Annotated in this window: 19 protein-coding genes; 4 read left to right on the top strand and 15 right to left on the bottom strand. The window is 67.9% G+C overall.

Going from position 1 to position 20,723, the window contains the following annotated elements; genetic code table 11:
- Nucleotides 1–7: 7 nt before the first annotated feature.
- Nucleotides 8–439, bottom strand: a complete 432-nt coding sequence (locus tag ASE88_RS07620) for a DUF3576 domain-containing protein (protein WP_056479223.1) — start codon at nucleotides 437–439, stop codon at nucleotides 8–10.
- A 292-nt stretch (nucleotides 440–731) separates the two neighbouring features.
- Here ASE88_RS07620 and ASE88_RS07615 point away from each other — a divergent pair, with 292 nt between their 5' ends.
- Nucleotides 732–1,439 (top strand): hypothetical protein, encoded by a 708-nt coding sequence (locus ASE88_RS07615; protein WP_200910229.1) that lies wholly within the window; start codon nucleotides 732–734, stop codon nucleotides 1,437–1,439.
- 217 nt (nucleotides 1,440–1,656) lie between these two features.
- Here ASE88_RS07615 and ASE88_RS07610 read toward each other — a convergent pair whose 3' ends face one another.
- Nucleotides 1,657–2,175: a thiamine phosphate synthase gene (locus ASE88_RS07610; protein ID WP_235527872.1), complete on the bottom strand. Its 519-nt coding sequence runs from the start codon at nucleotides 2,173–2,175 to the stop codon at nucleotides 1,657–1,659.
- A 22-nt stretch (nucleotides 2,176–2,197) separates the two neighbouring features.
- On the opposite strand from ASE88_RS07610, the gene ASE88_RS07605 reads away from it, so the two are divergent.
- Nucleotides 2,198–2,872, top strand: a complete 675-nt coding sequence (locus ASE88_RS07605; protein WP_056477315.1) for a YggS family pyridoxal phosphate-dependent enzyme — start codon at nucleotides 2,198–2,200, stop codon at nucleotides 2,870–2,872.
- Nucleotides 2,869–3,531 carry an HAD family hydrolase gene (locus tag ASE88_RS07600; RefSeq protein ID WP_055874955.1) on the top strand — a complete coding sequence of 221 codons (663 nt, stop codon included), beginning with the start codon at nucleotides 2,869–2,871 and terminating at the stop codon, nucleotides 3,529–3,531. The genes ASE88_RS07605 and ASE88_RS07600 overlap by 4 nt, the downstream gene beginning before the upstream one ends.
- 197 nt (nucleotides 3,532–3,728) lie before the next feature.
- On the opposite strand, the gene ASE88_RS07595 is transcribed toward ASE88_RS07600, so the two are convergent.
- The 6 genes from ASE88_RS07595 to ASE88_RS07570 form a co-directional block, all read right to left on the bottom strand.
- A complete protein-coding gene (locus ASE88_RS07595) occupies nucleotides 3,729–4,205 on the bottom strand; it encodes a YdcF family protein (protein WP_055874958.1) in 477 nt (158 codons plus the stop codon).
- 32 nt (nucleotides 4,206–4,237) lie between these two features.
- Nucleotides 4,238–5,284 carry a GTP cyclohydrolase II gene (gene ribA, locus ASE88_RS07590; protein ID WP_055874961.1) on the bottom strand — a complete coding sequence of 349 codons (1,047 nt, stop codon included), beginning with the start codon at nucleotides 5,282–5,284 and terminating at the stop codon, nucleotides 4,238–4,240.
- Entirely contained in the window at nucleotides 5,281–6,063 is a 783-nt protein-coding gene (locus tag ASE88_RS07585) for an exodeoxyribonuclease III (RefSeq protein WP_056477312.1), read from the bottom strand. The genes ribA and ASE88_RS07585 overlap by 4 nt, the downstream gene beginning before the upstream one ends.
- Nucleotides 6,064–6,401: 338 nt before the next feature.
- Nucleotides 6,402–7,031, bottom strand: a complete 630-nt coding sequence (locus ASE88_RS07580) for a LolA family protein (RefSeq protein WP_056477309.1) — start codon at nucleotides 7,029–7,031, stop codon at nucleotides 6,402–6,404.
- A gap of 100 nt (nucleotides 7,032–7,131) precedes the next feature.
- On the bottom strand, nucleotides 7,132–8,517 hold the full coding sequence (locus ASE88_RS07575) for a carbohydrate porin (protein ID WP_082466382.1): 1,386 nt from the start codon (nucleotides 8,515–8,517) through the stop codon (nucleotides 7,132–7,134).
- A 143-nt stretch (nucleotides 8,518–8,660) separates the two neighbouring features.
- Complete coding sequence (locus ASE88_RS07570) at nucleotides 8,661–10,973, bottom strand: DNA translocase FtsK (RefSeq protein ID WP_056477303.1); 2,313 nt, start codon at nucleotides 10,971–10,973, stop codon at nucleotides 8,661–8,663.
- Nucleotides 10,974–11,116: 143 nt separating this feature from the next.
- Between ASE88_RS07570 and ASE88_RS07565 the strand changes: the two genes are divergently transcribed.
- Nucleotides 11,117–12,331 (top strand): UbiH/UbiF/VisC/COQ6 family ubiquinone biosynthesis hydroxylase, encoded by a 1,215-nt coding sequence (locus ASE88_RS07565; RefSeq protein WP_056477300.1) that lies wholly within the window; start codon nucleotides 11,117–11,119, stop codon nucleotides 12,329–12,331.
- Here ASE88_RS07565 and ASE88_RS07560 read toward each other — a convergent pair.
- From ASE88_RS07560 to ASE88_RS07530, 7 genes are all read right to left on the bottom strand, one after another.
- On the bottom strand, nucleotides 12,321–12,935 hold the full coding sequence (locus tag ASE88_RS07560; RefSeq protein WP_056477297.1) for a DUF2238 domain-containing protein: 615 nt from the start codon (nucleotides 12,933–12,935) through the stop codon (nucleotides 12,321–12,323). The genes ASE88_RS07565 and ASE88_RS07560 overlap by 11 nt on opposite strands.
- On the bottom strand, nucleotides 12,935–13,117 hold the full coding sequence (locus ASE88_RS07555) for a Trm112 family protein (protein ID WP_055874981.1): 183 nt from the start codon (nucleotides 13,115–13,117) through the stop codon (nucleotides 12,935–12,937). The genes ASE88_RS07560 and ASE88_RS07555 overlap by 1 nt, the downstream gene beginning before the upstream one ends.
- Nucleotides 13,114–13,752 (bottom strand): LON peptidase substrate-binding domain-containing protein, encoded by a 639-nt coding sequence (locus ASE88_RS07550; RefSeq protein WP_056477294.1) that lies wholly within the window; start codon nucleotides 13,750–13,752, stop codon nucleotides 13,114–13,116. The genes ASE88_RS07555 and ASE88_RS07550 overlap by 4 nt, the downstream gene beginning before the upstream one ends.
- A complete protein-coding gene (locus ASE88_RS07545; RefSeq protein WP_056477291.1) occupies nucleotides 13,749–14,645 on the bottom strand; it encodes a tetratricopeptide repeat protein in 897 nt (298 codons plus the stop codon). The genes ASE88_RS07550 and ASE88_RS07545 overlap by 4 nt, the downstream gene beginning before the upstream one ends.
- A gap of 200 nt (nucleotides 14,646–14,845) precedes the next feature.
- Nucleotides 14,846–18,361 (bottom strand): error-prone DNA polymerase, encoded by a 3,516-nt coding sequence (locus tag ASE88_RS07540; protein ID WP_056477288.1) that lies wholly within the window; start codon nucleotides 18,359–18,361, stop codon nucleotides 14,846–14,848.
- Nucleotides 18,362–18,374: 13 nt separating this feature from the next.
- Complete coding sequence (locus ASE88_RS07535; RefSeq protein WP_200910221.1) at nucleotides 18,375–19,844, bottom strand: Y-family DNA polymerase; 1,470 nt, start codon at nucleotides 19,842–19,844, stop codon at nucleotides 18,375–18,377.
- The gene (locus tag ASE88_RS07530; RefSeq protein ID WP_056477285.1) at nucleotides 19,813–20,595 is read right to left on the bottom strand and encodes an ImuA family protein; all 783 of its coding nucleotides are present in this window, start codon (nucleotides 20,593–20,595) and stop codon (nucleotides 19,813–19,815) included. The genes ASE88_RS07535 and ASE88_RS07530 overlap by 32 nt, the downstream gene beginning before the upstream one ends.
- Nucleotides 20,596–20,723: the final 128 nt, after the last annotated feature.

The following is a 20,723-nucleotide window of genomic DNA, read 5'->3' as shown; positions in this document are numbered from 1 at the left end:
TCTGTCCTCAGCCCGCGATCGAGGCGCGACGCAGGTCGCGGGCCTTGGTGAGGATGATATCCTCAAGCTTCTGCGTGGTCGCAGCCTGGACCGGCGACGACACCCACTGGCCGCGCAGGTTCACTTCACGCAACGCAGCCACGCGCAGCGCATCGGCGCGCAGATCCTGATCGAGGATCGACACCGTCACCTTCATCCGCTCGGTTGGGGTCTGCGGGTTGATGTACCAGTCGGTCACGATCACGCCGCCATTGGAATCGGTCTGGAGCAGCGGCATGAAGCCGAGCGTATCGAGGCTCGCGCGCCACAGATAGCTGTTGACGCCGATCGTCGTGATCTTCGACGCGGCAAGATCCGCCTTCGGACGCGCGGAACCGCCGCCGCATGCGACGAGGGGCAGGGCAAACAGCACGACTGCGATACGCGAGCGGCGGAACATGGGCATCATCCTGGCAAGAAAATCAGCCCTTGCTCTACAGGCGTGCCCGCGCGCCCGCAAGCAGACGCCCGCATCGGCTGACGAGCGCCCGGGCGGGTACCGCTTGGGCAGCGGAACACGCTGCGATCGGCAGCGCTAACGCGGCAATCTGTGTGCTGATTGCAACACTGTCGGACAATTCGGTGACGAAGGGGGAGAATGCGCAGGCCTGCGACCTTTGCTATGGATCAATTCATGTTAGGTGCTGTTTAACAGGATCCGATTACGGGATTCGAAGGACAGATTCGTTGTGATGACGCGTGGGGGAATAGTCGGGGTGATTGCCGGGGCGCTTGTCGCCACCGCCGCGATCGTCGCGCCCGCGTTCGGCGCCAGCGAACAGCCCGCGCGCATCGCCAAGCGTAATGTTGCCGCCGTGCGCGGTATCGGCTCGTTCACGCCCGCCGCCGCCGACCCCCGCCTTGCCGCGATGTTCGCGCGCGGTGGCTTCGACGCCGGCAGCTTCCGCTTCACGCCTGCCGAAACGCGGCAGGACAACCGCGCGGTGACCGTCGCGGTCCGTGCGCAGACCAACCGCGGCATCGCCAATACGGCCAGCCTCGCCTCGACGACGCCGACCGTCGGCATCGCGCCGATCGCCTACAGCCTCGGCATGTCGGTTGGCTGGAAGCGGTTCGCGATCTCGGGTGACGTGAACAAGCTCGATCTCGGCGGTCTGCCAGGCAGCCGTCAGGCGGCCGATCTGGCGATCAGCTACAGCGCCAAGCGGTTCAGTGGCACCGTCAAGGCTGCGGCCGATCGTCCGCTGGCGAACACGCCGCACCTGATCGAGGAAATGCCGAGCTACTCGGTCGATCTCGGCGGCTCCTATTCGCTGACGCGCAACCTGGCCGTGACCGCCGGCGTCCGCTATCGCTCGGACCGCGAGCGCTTCGTGAAGGTCGACGACGATCGCCGCGACAGCCAGGCCGTGTATCTGGGCACCGCCTTCCGCTTCTAAACGCTGTGACGGTGGCTTGCCGAGAGTATGCCGGCCACAGAGCGATCCCGCGTCACTTCACCCTATCCCGTCGCGCCAGCGAAACAACTCGTCACCCCGGCAAAAGCTGGGGTATTTCTCGTGGCTCGCGACACCCGTCAAACGCCAAGATCCCAGCGTCCGCTGGGATGACGGGGGAGGGGGGCTCGCCGCTAGCAGCCGACGGCCTCGCCCGACCCTAGCGGATCCACGCGTCGATCGCGGCCCAGCCGTGGAACCCGAACCGTCGGATCCGCCGCCACCGCGCCGCGTCCATCCCGCCGAGCGCAATGACCGTCATGCCAAGCCCGCGCGCGATCCGCATCGTCCGCGCCGGACCCAACCCGGCCGCGCCGTCATGCGATCGCGTGGCGTAGACGGGCGACACGAACAGCGCATCGGCACTCGCGCGCAGGCCTGCCAGGGCTTCGGTCCGGCAATGTGCCGGCCACGTCCTGATCCCGCATGTGCGTGCACCACCATGAACGCCGTCGGCGCGAATCGCAGAGATTCCGGCCACCACCAGCACTAGCCGCCGCGCGTGCGCCAGCCGTCGAACACGCCGCAGCAGCCCGCGTCGCGCCGCCGCCGGGGTTGCGTAATGCCGAAACACCACGCCGGATCCGGGCGGCAATCGCCGGAGCGCGGGCCACAAGGCGTCGCCCATCCGCTCGTCGGTCATCAACCAGCGTTCGGGGATGGGCTTTCGAACCGGCACGTCGCTGCCTATAGCGCGGGCCATGACATCTGACGACACCACGCCGCTCGAGTCCATCCGCACGCGGATCGCCAAGGCCGCCGACATCGCCGATCGCCGCGTGACCGACGTCACGCTCATCGCGGTTTCCAAGACGCACCCCGCCGCCGCGATCGTGCCGCTGCTCGAACAGGGCCAGCGCGTGTTCGGCGAGAACCGCGTTCAGGAGGCGGCGGAGAAATGGCCCGCCCTGCGCGCGGCCTATCCCGGCGTCGAACTCCATTTGATCGGCCAGCTCCAGTCGAACAAGGCGGCGGAGGCGGTGGCGCTGTTCGACTGCATCCACGCGGTCGATCGCCCCTCGCTGGTCGAGGCGCTGGGCAAGGCGATGGCCGCGGGCGATCGTCGCCCCGACTGTTTCCTCCAGGTCAATATCGGCGACGAACCGCAAAAGGGCGGTTGCGCGATCGCCGAGCTGCCCGCGCTGCTCGGAAAGGCGCGCGCCGCCGGGCTGCCGATCGCCGGCCTCATGTGCCTGCCGCCCGCCGATATCGAGCCGGCACCCTATTTCGCGCTCCTCGCCAAGCTCGCACGCGACCACGGGCTGACCGGGCTCAGCATGGGGATGTCCGACGATTTCGAGACCGCGGTGACGATCGGCGCGACGCATGTCCGCATCGGCAGCGCGCTGTTCGGTGCTCGGGGCGTCGCGGCATGAAATTCGACGCGCTGCTGTTCGACTTCGACGGCGTCCTGATCGACAGCGAAGCGGTCGGCAACCGCCACATTGCGGAGTGGCTCACTGCCGCCGGGCATCCGACCACCGCCGAGGAGTCGATGGCGAACTTCATGGGGCTCGCCGGGCCGCAGTTCATCGACGCGATCGAGCGCTGGATCGACCGGCCGCTGCCCGACGAGTTCTACGCCGCACGGCAGGCCGAGGACGCGCGTGTCATGGCCGCGGGCGTCGACGCGATCGAGGGGGCGGTGGCGTTCGTCCGGTCGCTCCCCGCCGACCTGCCCAAGGCGATCGTCTCGTCGAGCCCGGTCAGCTGGATCGCGCGGCATCTCGAGCATATCGGCCTGCGCGACGCGTTCGGCGATCATCTCTACAGCGGCCGCGAACATGTGACGAACGGCAAGCCCGCGCCCGACCTGTACCTGTTCGGCGCGCGCCAGCTCGGCGTCGACATCGCACGGACCGCGATCCTCGAGGATTCGCCCGTCGGCGCGACCGGCGCGGTGGCGTCTGGCGGCTATGTCATCGGCCTGTCCGCCGGCTCTCATTGCAACGTAGACCATGGCGCACGACTGAAGGCGATCGGCGTCGACGCGCTGGCCGACAGCTTCGACGACGTCGCGCGACTGCTGGGATAAGCTCGCCCCGGTTCTTGACGTCGGGGACAAGCCAGCCAGTGATAGCTACCCCCCCGGCGAAGGCCGGGGTCCAGTCGGGGAACGGCAAAAACGGCGGACGGACCTTCGTTACATCGGCCTTCCCAACTGGACCCCGGCCTTCGCCGGGGAGGTGCTGGCTTGAGGACGACGCAAACGCAACGCGTCCGCGGTGGCGGTTAGCCCCGCTTGCGCCGCCAGATCGCCCCGATCCCCGCGACCAGGTCATACGGAATCGCCGCCGCCTCTCGAGTCCGCATCTTCAGCTGATACCGACGGCTCCCCCCATGCGGCACATGGATCGCGCTCGCGGGCATCCCCAGCATCGTGAACAGCATGCGGATCCGCGGCTGGTGATAGCCGTCGGTACAGATCATGCACTGCGCATAGTCGCCCGCACGCGCGAACGCGGTCGCGGCGACCACGCTCTGCAACGTATCGACGCTCGCCTCGTCGAGATGGATCCGCGACCGGTCGACCGTCTCGGCCAGCATGTCCGCCATCACCGACGCCTCGGACGGCCCGTGCGTCCCCTTGGCGCCCGAGCAGAACAGGTCCGCATCGACATAGCGCGCCGCCGCCGCCGCCGCGAATGCGATCCGCCGCGCGAGCGTCGGGCTCGGGCTGCCGTCGGGACGGACCGCCGCGCCGAACACGACGATCAGGCGTCTGGAAGGAGAAATGTCGGTCAGAACTGGTGCCCCGTGCGATCGCGTTTCGTCGCGAGATACTGCGCGTTATGCGGATTGGATGGCAGGAAATGCGGCACGCGCTCGATCACCGTCACACCCGCCGCCGCCAGCCCGGCGACCTTGGCCGGGTTGTTCGTCAGCAACCGCACGTCGCGCTGCCCGAGCAAAGTCAGCATCCGCGCCGCCACGCCGAAATCGCGCGCATCGACCGCAAAGCCCAGCCGCGTGTTCGCATCGACCGTATCATAGCCCTGGTCCTGCAACGCATAGGCGCGCAGCTTGTTGACCAGCCCGATCCCGCGCCCTTCCTGCCGCAGGTAGAGCAGGATGCCCCAACCACTGTCGCGAATCGCGTGAATCGCGGCGTGCAGCTGCGGCCCGCAATCGCATTTCAGGCTGCCGAGCACGTCGCCCGTCAGGCACTCGCTATGCAGCCGGACCAGCGGCGGCTCGCCATTGGGTTGGCCGATCAGCAACGCGATATGCTCGTCGCCGCTTTCGGGGCTGCGGAATGCGACGATCTCCGCATCCTCCGCGCCCTCGACCGGCAGCCGCGCGCGCGTCGCGAGCGTCAGGCGGGCCGCGTCCTCATGCGCGTCGATGTCGGCGCGCGCGATCGCGACCTCGGGCTCGCCGGTGCCGAGGAAGAAGGCTGGCAGCAGCCCGGCGATCCGCGCGAGCCGCAGCGCTGCCGCGGCCGCCTCGGAATTGGCCACCGGGATCGTCCGGAACGGCCCCTTCATCGGCGTCGCCAGGTCGAACTGCGGATCGGCCAGCGCCGTCGCCGCGGCAAAGTCGATCCAAGGCGCGCGATCGACCAGCACGGGCTCGGTCGGATCCGCCGCGGCGAGCTGGTTCGCCAGCTTCAACGTCGCAGCACGCCCCGACGAGATCAGCACGCCACCCGTCGCGTCCGGATCGAACGCCGCCAGCCGCGTCGGATCCGCCGTCTCGACCGCGAGCAGGACCAGCCCGTCGATCGCGATCGGCCACCCGCGCCGCAACGCGTCCACCGCGCGGGCCGCAGCACGCGGATCGCTCAAAACGCGAACTCGGTCAGGATCGGGATGTGGTCGGACGGCTTGAGCCAGCTGCGGCACCGCTCATACACATGGTGCTCCACCGCCGCCTCCGCGGCCGTACCGGTCGCCCACATGTGATCGAGCCGCCGCCCGCGATCCGACGCTTCCCAGTCCTTTGCGCGGTAGCTCCACCAGGTGTAGAGCCGCGCGGGCGCCGGATGAAAGCGGCGACCGAGATCGACCCAGTCGCCCGCCGCCTGCAACCGTGCGAGCGCTTCGACCTCGATCGGCGTATGGCTGACGACGTCGAGCAACTGCTTGTGGCTCCACACGTCCGATTCGAGCGGCGCGATGTTGAAATCGCCGACCAAGATCGATGGCCCCGCGAGCGTCTCCGACCAGGTCGTCATCCGCTCGAGGAAATCGAGCTTCTGGCCGAATTTGGGGTTCGCCTCGCGGTCGGGCACGTCACCGCCCGCAGGAATGTAGACATTCTCGAGCCGAACGCCGTTGGGAAGCCGGACGCCGACATGGCGCGCCTCGCTGTTCGCCTGCCAGTCGAACCGGTCGTCTTCGACTAAGGCCACGCGGCTGAGAATCGCGACGCCGTGGTGCATCCGCTGGCCGTGCAGGACGATGTGTTCATAGCCCAGCGCGCGGAACGCCTCGAACGGGAAGTCGCCGTCGATGACCTTGGTTTCCTGCAGGCAAAGGATGTCGGGCTGCTCGTCGCGCAGAAACTGTTCGACGATGGCGATCCGAAACCGGACCGAGTTAATGTTCCAGGAGGCGATTTTCACAGCCGCGATGTAGCGTCGCGCAGGGGGCGGGACAAGCAAGCGTGGACCGCTTCGTAGGAAGGTAGAAGGCGCCATCGGCAGAGCCGCTGTCGTCGACCGAGCCAAGGCTCGCCGGCCGCGCTTGAGCGACACAGGCAAAGTGCTTTTGACCGGCCGCTCTACGCGAAAGACCCTCGCTCCGGGGGCATGGAGCGAGGGCCAACTCAGCGTTCGTCACGCAGGCGGGATGTGGGGAAACCATCCGGGCAACAGGGGGAAAAATCCCGAATGCCTCACATCCGCGAGCCACCCTCTAGAGATCGGAACCTGTCGCTTGCATGAATGAGCGCGAGGTTCTGTTACTTTCTTCCATTCGTGCGGCGCGGGTCGTTCCAGCGGAAGGTGTTGTCACTGACCGCCTCGCCGAACTTCTGGTTGGTCAGGCGGATCGTCGTCCGGTTGTTCTGGCTGTCGAGCGCGACCCAGCCCTGCAGCATCAGCCCGCCCGGCGCGCCGGCATTGCGCACGAACACCAGCGTGATCCGGCCATATTCGGGGTGCTTGGGATCGTTCGCCTCGACCGACACGATCCGCTGGTCATAGCCGGGAACGAGTTTGGCATAGCGCGTGATGTCGCGCGTCGGGTCTAGCAGCACGCCCAGCGGCGAGTTCTTGATCGGCCAGCGCTGCACCTGCTTCACCGAATAGTCGATGAAGGTCAGCGCGCCGCCCTCCGCGACGATCAGGATCGGCACGCCCTTCTCATATTGGAAGCGCAGCTTGCCGGGCTTCTTCAGCGTCAGCACGCCGGTCAGCACCTTGCCGTTGCGATCCGCCTGCGAAAAATTCGCGGTCATCGTCTCGACCGATTGGAGATGCTTCTGGACGGCGGCGAGATCGCCGGTCGCCTGGGCGGCGATCGGCGTCGGCATGGCGGCGACCGAGAGGGCGGCGATCGTCGCGATCACCGCGGGGCGGGTATTGAACATCGAAATCTCCTTGAAGCGCGGACAATTGCCGCCCCGCGCTTGAACCGCCACTGAATTCGGTACTTCGTCAGGATGACGGGGAGGGCGCGAAGACCGCCCCCTACAGCGTGATCGCCCCCTTCAACCCGAGCACGCCGACATCGCGGGCGTCACGGACGCCGCCCGGATTATGGATGACCTGCACGTTCGGCCGCAATTCCAGCCACCGGGTCGGGTGCACGCTGTAATAAATCTCCGACGCATATTCGGCATCCTGCACCGCCGGCCGCGTCGGATCGAGCGCCTGCCCCTTCGCGACGCGCCCGTTCACATTGGTCCGCGCGACGCCGAAGCCGAGGATGTCGCCCGGTCGCCACGGCACTAACCCCTTGTAGAACAGCCCCGCCGCGATCTGGTTATCGGTGGTCGAGGTCGCGCGATCGGCTTGGGTCGCGTTGAGGAACACGCTGAGCCCGGTGACCGACTTGCCGTCCTTCGACGTGCCCGTGATCTGCTGCTGGACGTTGAAATATACGCCGTAGCGCGCGCTGCGCCGCAGCGGGTTCAGCCCGGTGATCGCGATCGGCTGGCGGTTCACGTCGTAATACACGTCGTCGCCGTTCGACGTGTTGACCCAGCCGCCGACCTTGTACGCGCCGACCCGGCCGTCATCGTCGCCGCGCCGCCATTCGGCCTCGACCGGGATCAGCGCGCCGGTCGCGCCGTGGAACCGGCCGATCACGAAGTCCTTCTCCAGGTTGCGCGGGTTCACTTCATACATCGCGGTCTTCAGCGTGAGGTGGTCGTTCACGTCGTAGCGCAGCCGCGCGCCCCATTGCCCGACCGGCCAGTTCTGCCAGTAATCGCCGACCAGATTGCCCGGCTGCGCGCCGCAGAAGCTGAGATTCTGGAAATAGCAGGAGAATACCGCGAAATCCTCGCCGGGGTTCGTCCGGCCGATCTTGAGCTCGAGCTTTTCGCCCAGTTTCTGCTCGTACCAGAATTGCGTGAGGCGCAGCGTCTGGCCGCGGCCATAGACCTCCTGCACCTGTTGCAGCACGCCGAGATTGGCGTCGGCACCGAGGTCGCGGCCACGGCGATAGGTCACCGTCGCCTGGAACGCACCGCCCTGCAGCCCGACGACCTTGTCGAGATCGAGCAGCACGCCGACGTCGAACTGGCCGGTCTCGCGGAGCAATTTACGGTCGCCACCCGAAAAATTATAGCCGCTTTCCGAGGCATAGCGTGCGCTCAGCCCAATGCCGCGATCCGCCAGCTTCTTGCGGATATCGAACCAGTCGGCGAACAGCCCGGGCGGCGGCGTGCGCTGCGTATCGGCGGTCAGTGCGGAGGGAGACAGATCGCTGTCGCGGCGAACGCCGGCGCGGGGGCGATGCTGCGTGTCGGTGGCGGTGCTGCCGGGGGTCTGCTTGGCGGTGTCCTGCGCCGAAACCTGCCCGGATATCGCGAGCGCCAACGCCCCCGCACACAACCGCCGATACTCCATTACGCCCACCTGTCGTCAGTAACCTGTATCAGCCCCGTAGACCGCGCCTCGATGGTCCGAAACCCCTCGTCATATCGTGTGCGGCGAGACGCTCGCAGGTCCGTCCGATCCTCCCCCTGGCGGGGGAGGATTGCGCCGTATGGCTAGATCGCATGCCCCTCGGTATCGCGCAGCACCTCGCGCCGCCCGACATGATCGGGGCGGCCGACGATGCCGTCCTTCTCCATCCGCTCGATCAACCGCGCGGCCGAGTTATAGCCGATCCGCAACTGCCGCTGCAGCCACGAGGTCGATGCCTTCTGCGACTCGCATACCAGCTGGATCGCCTGGCGATATTGCTGGTCCTCCGCCGAATCCTCACCCGTCGGCGATCCCTCCAGCGCGAAGCTCTCCTCGGGCTCCTCGGTCACCGACGAGATGTAGTCGGGCAGCCCCTGCGAGCGCCAGTGATCCGCCACCAGCCGCACCTCGTCATCGGTCACGAACGGCCCGTGGACGCGGACGATGCCCTTGCCGCCGGGCATGTAGAGCATGTCGCCCTTGCCCAGCAGCTGCTCGGCACCCTGCTCGCCGAGAATGGTGCGCGAATCGATCTTCGACGTGACGTGGAAGCTGATCCGCGTCGGCAGATTGGCCTTGATGACGCCGGTGATGACGTCGACCGACGGCCGCTGCGTCGCCATGATCAGGTGGATGCCCGCCGCACGCGCCTTCTGCGCGAGCCGCTGGATGAGGAATTCGACCTCCTTGCCCGCGGTCATCATCAGATCGGCCAGCTCGTCGACGATCACCACGATCTGCGGCAGCACGTCATATTCGAGCTTCTCCTCCTCGTACATCGGCGCGCCGGTGTCAGGGTGATAGCCGGTCTGCACCTTCCGCCCGAGCGGCTGCCCCTTGGCCTTGGCGCCACGCACCTTGTCGTTGAACCCGGCGAGGCTGCGGACGCCCACGGAGGACATCTGGCGATAGCGATCCTCCATCGTCTCGACCGCCCATTTCAGCGCGCGCACCGCCTTGGCCGGATCGGTGACGACCGGCGACAGCAGATGCGGGATGTCGTCGTACATGCTCAGTTCGAGCATCTTCGGATCGATCATGATCATCCGGCACTGGTTCGGCGTCAGCTTGTACAGCAGCGACAGGATCATGCTGTTCAAGCCGACCGACTTACCCGAGCCCGTCGTACCCGCGACCAGCAGATGCGGCATCGGCGCCAGATCGGCGATCACCGAATCGCCCGCGATGTTCTTGCCCAGGATGATCGGCAGCTGGGCCGACTGGTCCTCGAACGTCTGGCTGCCGACGAGTTCGTGCAGCGAAACCGCCTCGCGCCGTGCATTCGGCAGCTCGATGCCGATCACGTTGCGCCCCGGGATCACCGCGACGCGCGCGGAGATCGCCGACATGTTGCGCGCGATATCGTCGGCCAGCGCGATCACGCGGCTCGCCTTGATGCCGGGCGCGGGCTCCAGCTCGTACATCGTCACGACCGGGCCCGGCCGCACCTCGATGATCGATCCCTTCACGTGGAAATCGTCGAGCACGTTCTCCAGCAGCCGCGCATTGCGCTCGAGCCCCGCCTTGTCGATCACATTGCCCTGGCTCGGCGGCGACGGGGTCAGCAGGTCGAGGCTGGGCAGCGTGAAATTGTCGCGCAGGTCGAGCGACGACTGGCGCTCCTTGGGCTTGGCCTGACTCGGCGCATTCTGGCGATCGGCGATGACCGGGGCAGGGCGCGGATCGGGCTCGGCGACCGGGCGCGGCTCGACCGGCTTCCGCGTCAGCGTCAGCGGCTCCTCATCGTCCTCGTCGACCTCCGCAAAGCCGTCATAGCCCAGCGCCTCGGTGCGATTGCGGCGGGGAAAGCGCCATTTGCGTTCGCCGAGATCGATCTCGATGCTCTTGCCCCAGACGATCGCACCCGCGATCGCCGCGACCAGCCCGACCGCGCGGGCGGACCAGAGCTCGGCGACCGGCTCGCCGACAAAGCTCAGCGCCCAGTGGACCGCGCTCGCAACCGATAGGCCGATCACGCCGCCCCATCCGGCCGGCAGCGCCAGCACAGACGTGCCCGAGACGAACGCCAGCGCGCTCGCCATCAGCGCGACGCCGATCGCAGCCCCGCGGATCATCCGCACCCAGTGGCCCAATGGCAGGTCGCGCCACAGCCGCAGCCCGAGGATCGGCCCGATCGGCAGCAGCAGCGCGACCGCGGGCCCGAACAGGGTCAGCGCGATATCGGCGAACCACGCCCCCGGCGGCCCGACTAGATTGGCCGGCGACCCGCCCGACGCAGTGTTGAGCGCCGGGTCGCTCGGGTGATAGCTCGCCAGCGCCAGCGCCATCAGCAGCGTGCCGACGAACAGCGCGATCGCCGCGATCAGCGCACCGCTGCGGACGGCACCCGCCTTCACCGTCTCACGCCACAAGGCTGGCTGCGCGCGGCTGGCCATGACCCTCAATCCTTCAATGTACGAAAACCCGACTTTTCATCGCCCCCGGCGGCCGCAACGTCAAGGTAACCACGCGACAACACGGGTTAAGCTGTGCCCGGATCGTCGTTGGCAGCGACCGGCGGGCGGGATACAGCGGCGGCATGGACACAGATGTAATCATCCTCGGTGGCGGGCTGGTCGGCGCGACGCTCGCCGTGGCGCTCGACGTGCACGGCATCTCGACGATCGTGATCGATCCCGCCGACCCTGCCGTGACGCTGGCGCCAGGCTTCGACGGCCGCGCATCGGCCGTCGCAAGCGCGAGCCACCGCATGCTCGACGCGATCGGCATCGGCACGACGCTGGCGGGGCAGGGCTGTGCGATCCGCCAGATCCGCGTCAGCGACGGGCTGGAGCCGGGCGCACTCGATTTCGTCCCCGCCGCGGACGATGGCGCGCTCGGCACGATGTACGAGAACAAGCTGCTCCGCCGCACGCTGTTCGACGCCGCGACCGCTGCACCGCATGTCGACCTGCGCATGCTGACCCGCGCGACGACGGTCGACCGCGCCGAATCGGGCGTGACGGTCACGCTCGAATCGGGCGACGTGATCCGCGCGCCGCTGCTGATCGCCGCGGAGGGCCGCAACTCGCCGACGCGCGAGGCCGCCGGGATCACGATCGCGCGCTGGTCCTATGATCACACCGCGATCATCGGCGCGTTCCACCACGCCCTCTCGCATGGCGACGTGGCGTACGAGATCTTCTATTCGAGCGGCCCGTTCGCGCTGCTCCCGCTCCCCGATGATGCCGACGGCCACCGCTCGGCGATCGTCTGGACGGTCGATGCGAAGAACGCGCCCGGCATGCTCAAGCTCGGCGACCGCGCGTTCCTCGCCGAAGCCGAAAAGAGCATGGGCGGATTCCTCGGCGCGTTGTCGATGGCGACGCCGCGCTCGTCCTATCCGCTCGGCTTCCACCACGCCGCGCGCATCACCGACACGCGGCTCGCGCTGGTCGGCGACGCAGGCCACGGCATCCACCCGATCGCCGGGCAGGGCCTGAACCTCGGTTTCCGCGACGTGGCGACGCTCGTCGAAGTGCTGGTCGAGGGCAAGCGCCTCGGCCTCGATCTCGGCGATGCGGCGTTGCTCGCGCGCTATCAGCGCTGGCGCGGGCTCGACACGTTCATGACCGCGGCGGCGACCGACACGCTCACCCGCCTGTTCGGCCTTCCGGGCAAGACCGCCAGCGCGGTGCGGCGTTTCGGGATCAGCGCGGTCAACGCGATCCCGCCACTCAAGGATCGCTTCATGGCCGAGGCGCGCGGCGAAAGCGGCGATCTGCCCAAGCTGTTGCAGGGCCTCACGATCTGAGGCGGGCGATCTGCCGATCATGAGGCCGTGACAGCAGGATCAGCGCCAGCGCGGCGCCGATCAGGCACATCAGCATGTCCCATTGCGTATCCCAGGGGTCGCCCTGCGTCCCCAGGAACGCGTCCGCGCCCTGGCCGAGCGCGACCGCGGCCCCGAACTCGATCAGCTCGTACAGCGCGCTGACCGACAGGCAGTAAGCGAGCACGGTGATCGCCAGCACCCGGCCCGTAGCGATCACGCCGGTCCGCACGAGCACTTCGCGCAGGACGATCGCGGGCACGAATCCCTGCATCAGATGCCCGAACCGATCATAGGGATTGCGCGCGAGATGCAGCCAGTCCTGCACCGCAAACCCGATCGGCACGCGCGCATAGGTGTAGGCGCCGCCCAGCATCAGCACGAGGCCGTGCACCGCGATCAGCAGAAGCGCGAGGTCGGTGAAGACGAAGCGGCGGCGCAGACCGACCAGCACCGGGAACGCGATCAGGACGGGGGCGATCTCCATCCACCACGTCGCGCGGTCGAACGGCGCCCAACCCGATGAGACGAGGCCGATTCCCCAGACCGCGCCGAGAATCGACAACCGACGATCGGCCGAAGGCATCAGGCGGGGACGTCGGTCCGTCGGGCTTCCTCGACTAGCATCACCGGAACGCCGTCACGGATCGGATAGGCCAGACCCGCCGCCTCGGACACCAGTTCCTGTGCAGGCTCGTCATAGCGCAACGCCGTGCGCGTCATCGGGCAGACCAGTCGCTCGAGCAGCCAGGGATCGAGCGCGCTCACTGCAACGTCACCGATTCGTCTCCGTCGTGCCGCCCGAAAAACTGCATCAGCTGGATGATCAGCTCGGCGCGGTGTTCGATGTCCGGCGCCTCGAGCAACGCCTGCTTGGCCGCCGAATCGAACGGGGCGATCTGCGCGATGCCGTTGACCAGGCTCTCGTCGTCGAGCCGTCCGACCGCATCCCAGTCGACCGCATAGCCCTGCATATCCGCGAACCGGCGCGATTCCATTTCGAGCGACGAACGCCGCCCCAGCGACAGCGTATCGTCCTCGATCGCCGGCAGCAGCTCGGCCTCGACCTGGCGGAACGCGGTCGTCACGTCGAGCTCGCGGACGATCCGGAACAGCGCGATGCCTTCCAACACGACATTGTACCGCCCGTCGTCGAGCGCCTCGACCTCGGCGATCTTGCCGACGCAGCCAATGTCGTACAGCGCATCCGCGTCGTCATGCGGGCCGCCCCGCGGCTGGATCATGCCGATCCGCCGGTCGCGCGCCATCGCGTCGCTGATCATCGCCCGATAACGCGGCTCGAACATGTGCAGCGGCAGATGCATGCCCGGGAACAGCAGCGCCCCCGGCAGCGGGAAGATCGACAGACGCGTGGTAGCGCGGGGGGGCGACTCGGTGGTCATCCGAACAGGATCGCAGACAGACGCCGTCGCTGTCCAGAGACCCAGGGGTCTTCGAGCCCGACGACCTCGAACAGCTTGAGCAACTGCGCGCGCGCCGCGCCCTCGTTCCAATCGCGCTCGGTGGCGATGATGCCCAGGAACGTGTCCGCCGCCGCATCGCGGTCGTTTGCCGCCATCTGGCCGTTGGCGAGCGCGAAGCGGGCGTCCAGGTCGTCGGGGTTCGCCTCGACCGCAGCGAGCAGCGGCGACAGGTCCTCGACCGGCGGCGCGGACTGCGCGAGCGCGAGCGCCGCCTGCGCGCGGTGGATCGCCGGATCCTTCGCGATCGCCGGATCCAGGTTCGCCAGCCAGTCGCTCGCCTCGTCGAGCTGCCCGGTCGCGACCAGCGCGCGGACGAAGCCGGCATGGACCTGCGGATGCTCGGGCGCGATCTCGGCGATCTCGCGGAACAGCCCCAGCGCGCGCTCGCCGTCACCCGCGGCAAGCGCCTCTTCGCCGATCGAGATCAGCGGCTCGACATCGGCGGCCGGATCTGCCGGCTCGGCCTCGATCGGCAGCTGCTTGAGCAACTGGTCGAGCATCACGCGCAACTGCGAATCGGTGCGCGCGCTGGTCATGTCGGCGACCAGCTGGCCCTGGAACATCGCATAGACGGTCGGGATCGACTTGATCTGGAATTGCGCGGCGATGAACTGGTTCTTGTCGGTATCGACCTTGGCCAGCACGACGCCCTTGTCGGCATAATCCGCGGCGACCTTCTCGAGCGTCGGGGTCAGTGCCTTGCACGGCCCGCACCATTCCGCCCAGAAATCGATGATCACGAGCTTCGTCATCGACGGTTCGACGACATCGCGACGGAACGCTTCGACGGCGTCCTTCTCCGCGGGGGACATTCCAAGCGTGGCCAAGTTCAACTCCCGTGTGGTTCTGCGCGCTATTTGGGGGCGCTCGCGATGAATGCCACCTCTAGGATGGATCGGTACGCACGACAAACCGCGCCGACTACCCGTGATCCTGGGCTCGACCCAGGATCCAGGGCCATAGAACCCGCCGCGTTTGGCTCTGGATCCCAGCCTGCGCTGGGATGACGGCTTTAATGGAAGTCGCGCGACTTGGGCAGGACACGGACGTCGCGCGGGTGCGTCGCGCGCGGGTGGTGCGCGCGAGCGTCCGGACTCCGCGTCGCGACCGGGCGGATCACCTCGTCGACGCGCGCGAGCGGCGGCTCCATCGCGTGATCCTCCGACAACAGCCGCAGCATGTCGCTGCGATCCTGCACGCGCGCGGTCATCAGGTGCGTGACGCCTTCCTCGCTGCGCTGGATCACGCCTTCCAGCACCATCAGCCGCGACGCCATCACCGCGCGCCGGTTCGCCTCGAAATCGCGCGCCCACATCAGCCCGTTGGTGACCCCGGTCTCGTCCTCGATCGTCACGAAGATCGCATTGCCCTTGCCCGGGCGCTGGCGGACCAGCACCACGCCCGCGACCTTCGCGCGGCGGCCGTCCTTGGTGGCGTTGGCCTGCGCACTCGATAGGATGCCTTCCGCAGCGAACCGCGCGCGCAGAAAGCTCATCGGATGCGCCTTCAACGACAGCCGAGTCGTCTGGTAATCCGCGGCCACCTGTTCGGACAGCGGCATCGCCGGCAGATGCGCGTCGGGCTCCACGCCAAGTTCGGGCACCTCCGCCGCGACGAACAGCGCGAGCTGCTTGGGCGGCGTCCGGCGCACGTCCCACAACGCCTCGCGTCGTGGCTTGGCGACCGAACGGAACGCGTCGGCATCGGCGAGCAGGTTCATCGCCCGCTGCGGCAGGTTCGCGCGGCGAGCGAGATCCTCGATGCTGGCGAACGGCGTGGTCCGAACGCGGACGATCTCGTCGGCCCAGTCCTGGCGGAACCCATCGACCTGCCGGAACCCAAGCCGCAAATCCTCCCCGGCACGGGGAGGGGGACCATCCGCAGGATGGTGGAGGGGGGGCGCCGCGGACGTCCCGCCCGGAAGGGTGGCAGACGCAAACGCACCGTCCGCAACGGGCCCGGCCGCAAGCGATCCGTCCGTGGACGCCCCCCTCCACCCCGCTTCGCGCGGTCCCCCTCCCCGTGCCGGGGAGGATTCGAGCACATTGTCCCACGCGCTCGCATTCACATCGACCGGCAGCACGGTCACGCCATGCTCCACCGCATCGCGCACCAGCTGCGCAGGCGCATAAAACCCCATCGGCTGCGAATTGAGCAGCGCGCAGCAGAACACCGCGGGGTGGAAGCATTTGATCCACGACGACACATAGACCAGCCGCGCGAACGACAGCGCATGGCTCTCCGGGAAACCGTACGAGCCGAACCCCTCGATCTGCTTGAAACACCGCTCGGCAAACTCCGCCTGATAGCCGCGCGCGACCATCCCGCCGATCAGCTTGGCCTGGAAATTGTCCATGCCGCCCACCTTGCGGAACGTCGCCATCGACTTGCGCAGCTGGTTCGCCTCGTTCGGCGTGAACCCCGCCGCGACGATCGCCAGCTTCATCGCCTGTTCCTGGAATAGCGGCACGCCGTAGGTGAAGCGCAGCAGCTGCTGCAGCTCGTCGGGCGGCCCGAACTTCGGATCGGGCGAGGGGAACTCGACCTTCTCCTTGCCACTGCGCCGCCGGAGATAGGGATGGACCATGTCGCCCTCGATCGGCCCGGGCCGGACGATCGCGACCTGCACGACCAGATCGTACAGCACGCGGGGGCGGAGCCTCGGCAGCATGTTGATCTGCGCGCGGCTCTCGACCTGGAACACGCCGATGCTGTCGCCCTTGCACAGCATGTCGTAGACGCGCGGATCCTCGGCGACCGCGATCGTGTCGAGCAGGTGATCGCCGTGCCCATGCTCGCGCATCAGGTCGAAGCTTTTGCGGATACAGGTGAGCATCCCGAGCGCGAGGATGTCGACCTTCATCAGCCCGAGCGCGTCGATATCGTCCTTGTCCCATTCGATGAAGGTGCGGTCCTCCATCGCGCCGTTATGGATCGGCACCATCTCGTCGAGCCGGCCCTGCGTCAGCACGAACCCGCCGACATGCTGCGACAGATGGCGCGGGAATTCGAGCAGCCGGTCGACCATCCCGCGGAGCCGCGCGATCTCCGGGTTGTCGACGTCGAACCCCGTTTCGGCAAAGCGCTGTTCCTGGAACCGGCTGGAAAAACTGCCCCACACCGTGCTCGTCAGCCGCTGCGTCACATCTTCGGTCAGCCCGAGCGCCTTGCCGACCTCGCGCACCGTGCTCTTGGGTCGATAATGGATGACGGTCGCGGCGATCGCGGCGCGCTCGCGGCCATAGCGGCGATAGATATACTGCATCACCTCCTCGCGTCGCTCATGCTCGAAATCTACATCGATATCGGGCGGCTCGTCGCGCTCGCTCGAGACGAACCGTGAGAAGAGCAGATCGTATTTCATCGGATCGACCGAGGTCACGCCGAGCAGGTAGCACACCACCGAATTGGCCGCCGAGCCGCGCCCCTGGCACAGGATCGGCGGATCTTGCGCGCGTGCGAACCGGACGATGTCGTGCACCGTCAGGAAATAATAGGCGTATTTGCGCTCGCGGATCAGCACGAACTCCTCGTACAAAAGCTTCAGCATCTTGGCCGGCACGAGATAGTCGTAGCGGTCGAGCGCGATCTGCCAGACGAGATGCTCGAGCCATGCCTGCGCGTCCCATCCCGCCGGAATCGGCTCGTGCGGATATTCGTACTTCAGGTCGTCGAGCGTGAAGGTGATCCGCGACAGCAGCCGCGCGCTCTGCGCCACCGCGTCGGGGCGATCGCGGAACAGCCGCGCGATCTCCTCCTCGTGTTTGAGATGCCGCTCGCCGTTCGCCGCGAGCAGTCGCCCCGCCTTGTGGATCGTCGTGCGCTCGCGGATGCAGGTGACGACGTCGTGCAGGTCGCGATCGTCGGGATAGGCGTACAGCGCGTCGGTGGTCGCGACCACCGGCACGCCCGCCGCATCCGCGATCCGGCCGAGCCCCGCCAGCCGCCGCCGATCGCGCCCGCCGCGCGGCATCGTCACGCCCAGCCAGATCGACTCCGCACCCAGCCGCTTCACCGCGCGTAAGATCGTCGCCAGATCGCGCTCTCTCCGTTCGGGCAGCGCATCCCCCTCGGGCAGCGGCGACACCGGCGTTGCGCCGCGCGCGCTGCTCTCTGGCATCACCACCAGCATCATGTCCGCGTGATGCGCGATCAGGTCGCCGAGCCCGAGAATACATCCGCCCTTCTCCGCACGGCGATTGCCGACCGTCAGCAACCGGGTCAGCCGCCCCCAGCCGCGTCGCGTCGCGGGATAGGCGACGATGTCCGGCGTGCCGTCCTCGAACACGAGCCGCGCGCCGACCACCAGTCGAAAGTCGACTGGCGGCATCGCCATGCCCAGCAGACCGTCGCGGGCCTTCTTTAACGCCTGATGCGCGCGGACCACGCCCGCCACGGTGTTGCGATCGGCGATCCCGATCCCGCCGAGCCCGAGCTCCACCGCGCGGCCGACCATCGCGCCCGCATCGCTGGCCCCGTCGAGGAACGAGAAATTGGTCGCCGCGACCAGTTCGGCGAACCCGGTCATGACACAGGAGGGGTCACGCGAACACGCCGTGAAGGTACCAGCGCGGCGCCTCCATCTCGGTGTACAGGCCGTGGCGGAAGATCCAGAAGCGACGGCCGCGGCGGTCCTCGATCCGGTAGTAATCGCGCGTCGGGATGTCCTGCCGCCGCCACCATTCGCCCGCGATCCGCTCCGGCCCCTCGCTATGCGCGACGTCATGCACGGTGCGCCGCCAGCGGAAGCGGTGCGGCGGCCCGTCGGGGACCTCGGCCATCATCGATTCGATCGGCTGCGGCGGATCGAACAGATAGATCGGGCGCAGCGGCGGCTCGCCCGTCTCGGGTGCCACCCACGGCGTCGGGGCAGGGGTCTCGGCGGCGGGCAGCATCAGCTCGGCCTGTTCGGGAATATGGCTCTCGCGCGCGGAGAACCGGCGCACGCGCGCGCGCCCCAGCCGCGTGCCGAGCTGGTCGACGAGCGCGGCGACCTCCCCCTTCTGCGCCTCGCCGCCCTCCAGCTTCAATTGGGAGGCATCGAGCTTTTCGGCGAGCGCGACGTCGAGCCGGACCAGGTCGTAGCCGAACCCCGGGTCGAGCGGATCGGCGAGGCTGTCGATCCGCTCGCGGAACAGCCGCATCAGCAGCGCGACGTCGCGCGTCGGCTGGCCGGTCTCGATCCGCAACCGCTGGACCAGGCCATCCGCGCGGAATAACCGCGCCTCCCACCGCCGGCCGCCTTCGTGACGCTTGGTCAGCTGGGCGGCGGCCTCGGTGGCGAGCTCGGCCAGCATGTCCAGCGCGTATTCGGTCCGTGTGATCGGTTCGGCGAAGCGGCGCTCGACGCCGATCTTCGACACCGTGCGCCGCGCGACGATCGGCCCCTTCACCGATCCGTCGAGCCGGCGGATCATCATCGCCGCCTCTTCGCCGAACCGCGCCGCGATCACGCTGAGCGGGCGCGCCATCACGTCGCCGATCGTTTTCAGCCCCGCGCGCGACAGCGCGGTCGTCGCATCCTCGTCGAGGCCCAGCGCGGCGACGGGCAACCGCTTGACCGCACGCTTTTCATCGGGGGCAGGGGCGCCCGCATAGCGTGCCAATGCGCGCGCGGTATCGGGCGTGTCGCCAAACGCGTGGCGCACCAGCAACCCACGTCGTGCGAGGCGTTCCTCGAGATCGGCCGCCAGCCGCCGCTCGCCCTCGAACTCGTGGACGCACCCGGCGATATCGAGGATCAGCCCATCGGGCGCGTCGAGCGCGACCGACGGCGTATAGCGCTGACATCCGTCCGCCAGCCGCTCGAGCCATTCGTGATCGGCATGCGCGTCATGCTCGTACACCTCCAGCTCGGGCACCCGCGCACGCGCATCCGCCAGTGTCAGCCCCGGTTGAAGTCCGGCCCTCATCGCCTCGCGGTCGAGCGCCTTGAGCCGGACCCCGCCCGACACCGTCTCGACGAACGCGATCGGCGTCTCAGCCCGTCCGACGAACAGATGTGGCCGCATCGTCCGCAGCCGCTCGATCGGCAGCCACGGAAATACCAGCGCCAGGTAGCGCCGCGGGATCGCCAAAGACGAAGGCGGTTTGGTCGAAAATATACGCGTCACGGTCCCACTCCACACGCCAGCGAAGCCCGGCCTGGCCTCCGCGTCGACGCAGCAATTCGATATCGAAGGCAGGTTTGCCCGGCGCGTCGGCCTCCAGCGGTCTCGACCGACACGCCGCGACCTGCCAGCGCGACGCCGCGGCGCTCGGCACCGGGTCTGCACCAATGCGTAAACTCAGGATCGTCACGCCCGAGGCTTCGGCGGCCAGCATCAGCCGGCGCGTCGCGGTCAGGTCGATCTTCGGCGCACGACCCCAGGACTCGATCAAAAGCGTCCCCAGTCCATGGCACCGCGCGGCATCGGCGGCCGCACGCAGCAAACCCGCCTCGTCCTCGACCAATCCCAGCACCAGCGAGGTCACGTCGAGCCCCATCTCGACCAGTCCGGTCGCATGTAGCCGCCCGCCCTGACGCTCGCTCGCCTCGGTCCTGAGCCACAGCACCGGGGCCGCACGTGCCGCCAACAGGGTGGCGACGGCGAACCCCGCGCCGCTCGCCGAATCGTCGACGCTCGCGAAAATCTCGTGCAGCTGCGCCTTGGCCATGCCCTGTGTCAGCCAGGCATCGTCGGGCCGGCCGTCACCCTGGGTCGGTATCCCGGTCGTGGCGATCCGCTTCAGGCGGGCAATCAGGGCGGACGACTCGTTCACAATTGTTCTTGTAATGTTCTATGCGGGGAGTCGCCAAGCGGAATCGTGAATCGCCTGACCGCTTTGTGCAGTGCACAACAAAATCGACGAATCTCACCACAATGTTGAAAAGGTGCTTGCCGTTCCGG

The sequence above is a fragment of the Sphingomonas sp. Leaf38 genome, from assembly GCF_001421825.1.
GTDB lineage: Bacteria > Pseudomonadota > Alphaproteobacteria > Sphingomonadales > Sphingomonadaceae > Sphingomonas.
This window is presented reverse-complemented; position numbering and strand designations above follow the sequence as displayed.

Coding starts and splice junctions, on each gene's coding strand:
- ASE88_RS07550 (WP_056477294.1), bottom strand. CDS start 13,752: ATGACCACCGAGTCGCCCCCCCGCGCTACCACGCGTCTGTCGATCTTC.
- ASE88_RS07605 (WP_056477315.1), top strand. CDS start 2,198: ATGACATCTGACGACACCACGCCGCTCGAGTCCATCCGCACGCGGATC.
- ASE88_RS07580 (WP_056477309.1), bottom strand. CDS start 7,031: ATGTTCAATACCCGCCCCGCGGTGATCGCGACGATCGCCGCCCTCTCG.
- ASE88_RS07620 (WP_056479223.1), bottom strand. CDS start 439: ATGTTCCGCCGCTCGCGTATCGCAGTCGTGCTGTTTGCCCTGCCCCTC.
- ASE88_RS07535 (WP_200910221.1), bottom strand. CDS start 19,844: ATGCGGCCACATCTGTTCGTCGGACGGGCTGAGACGCCGATCGCGTTC.
- ASE88_RS07545 (WP_056477291.1), bottom strand. CDS start 14,645: ATGTCCCCCGCGGAGAAGGACGCCGTCGAAGCGTTCCGTCGCGATGTC.
- ASE88_RS07575 (WP_082466382.1), bottom strand. CDS start 8,517: ATGGAGTATCGGCGGTTGTGTGCGGGGGCGTTGGCGCTCGCGATATCC.
- ASE88_RS07570 (WP_056477303.1), bottom strand. CDS start 10,973: ATGGCCAGCCGCGCGCAGCCAGCCTTGTGGCGTGAGACGGTGAAGGCG.
- ASE88_RS07560 (WP_056477297.1), bottom strand. CDS start 12,935: ATGCCTTCGGCCGATCGTCGGTTGTCGATTCTCGGCGCGGTCTGGGGA.
- ASE88_RS07565 (WP_056477300.1), top strand. CDS start 11,117: ATGGACACAGATGTAATCATCCTCGGTGGCGGGCTGGTCGGCGCGACG.
- ASE88_RS07600 (WP_055874955.1), top strand. CDS start 2,869: ATGAAATTCGACGCGCTGCTGTTCGACTTCGACGGCGTCCTGATCGAC.
- ASE88_RS07615 (WP_200910229.1), top strand. CDS start 732: ATGACGCGTGGGGGAATAGTCGGGGTGATTGCCGGGGCGCTTGTCGCC.
- ASE88_RS07540 (WP_056477288.1), bottom strand. CDS start 18,361: ATGACCGGGTTCGCCGAACTGGTCGCGGCGACCAATTTCTCGTTCCTC.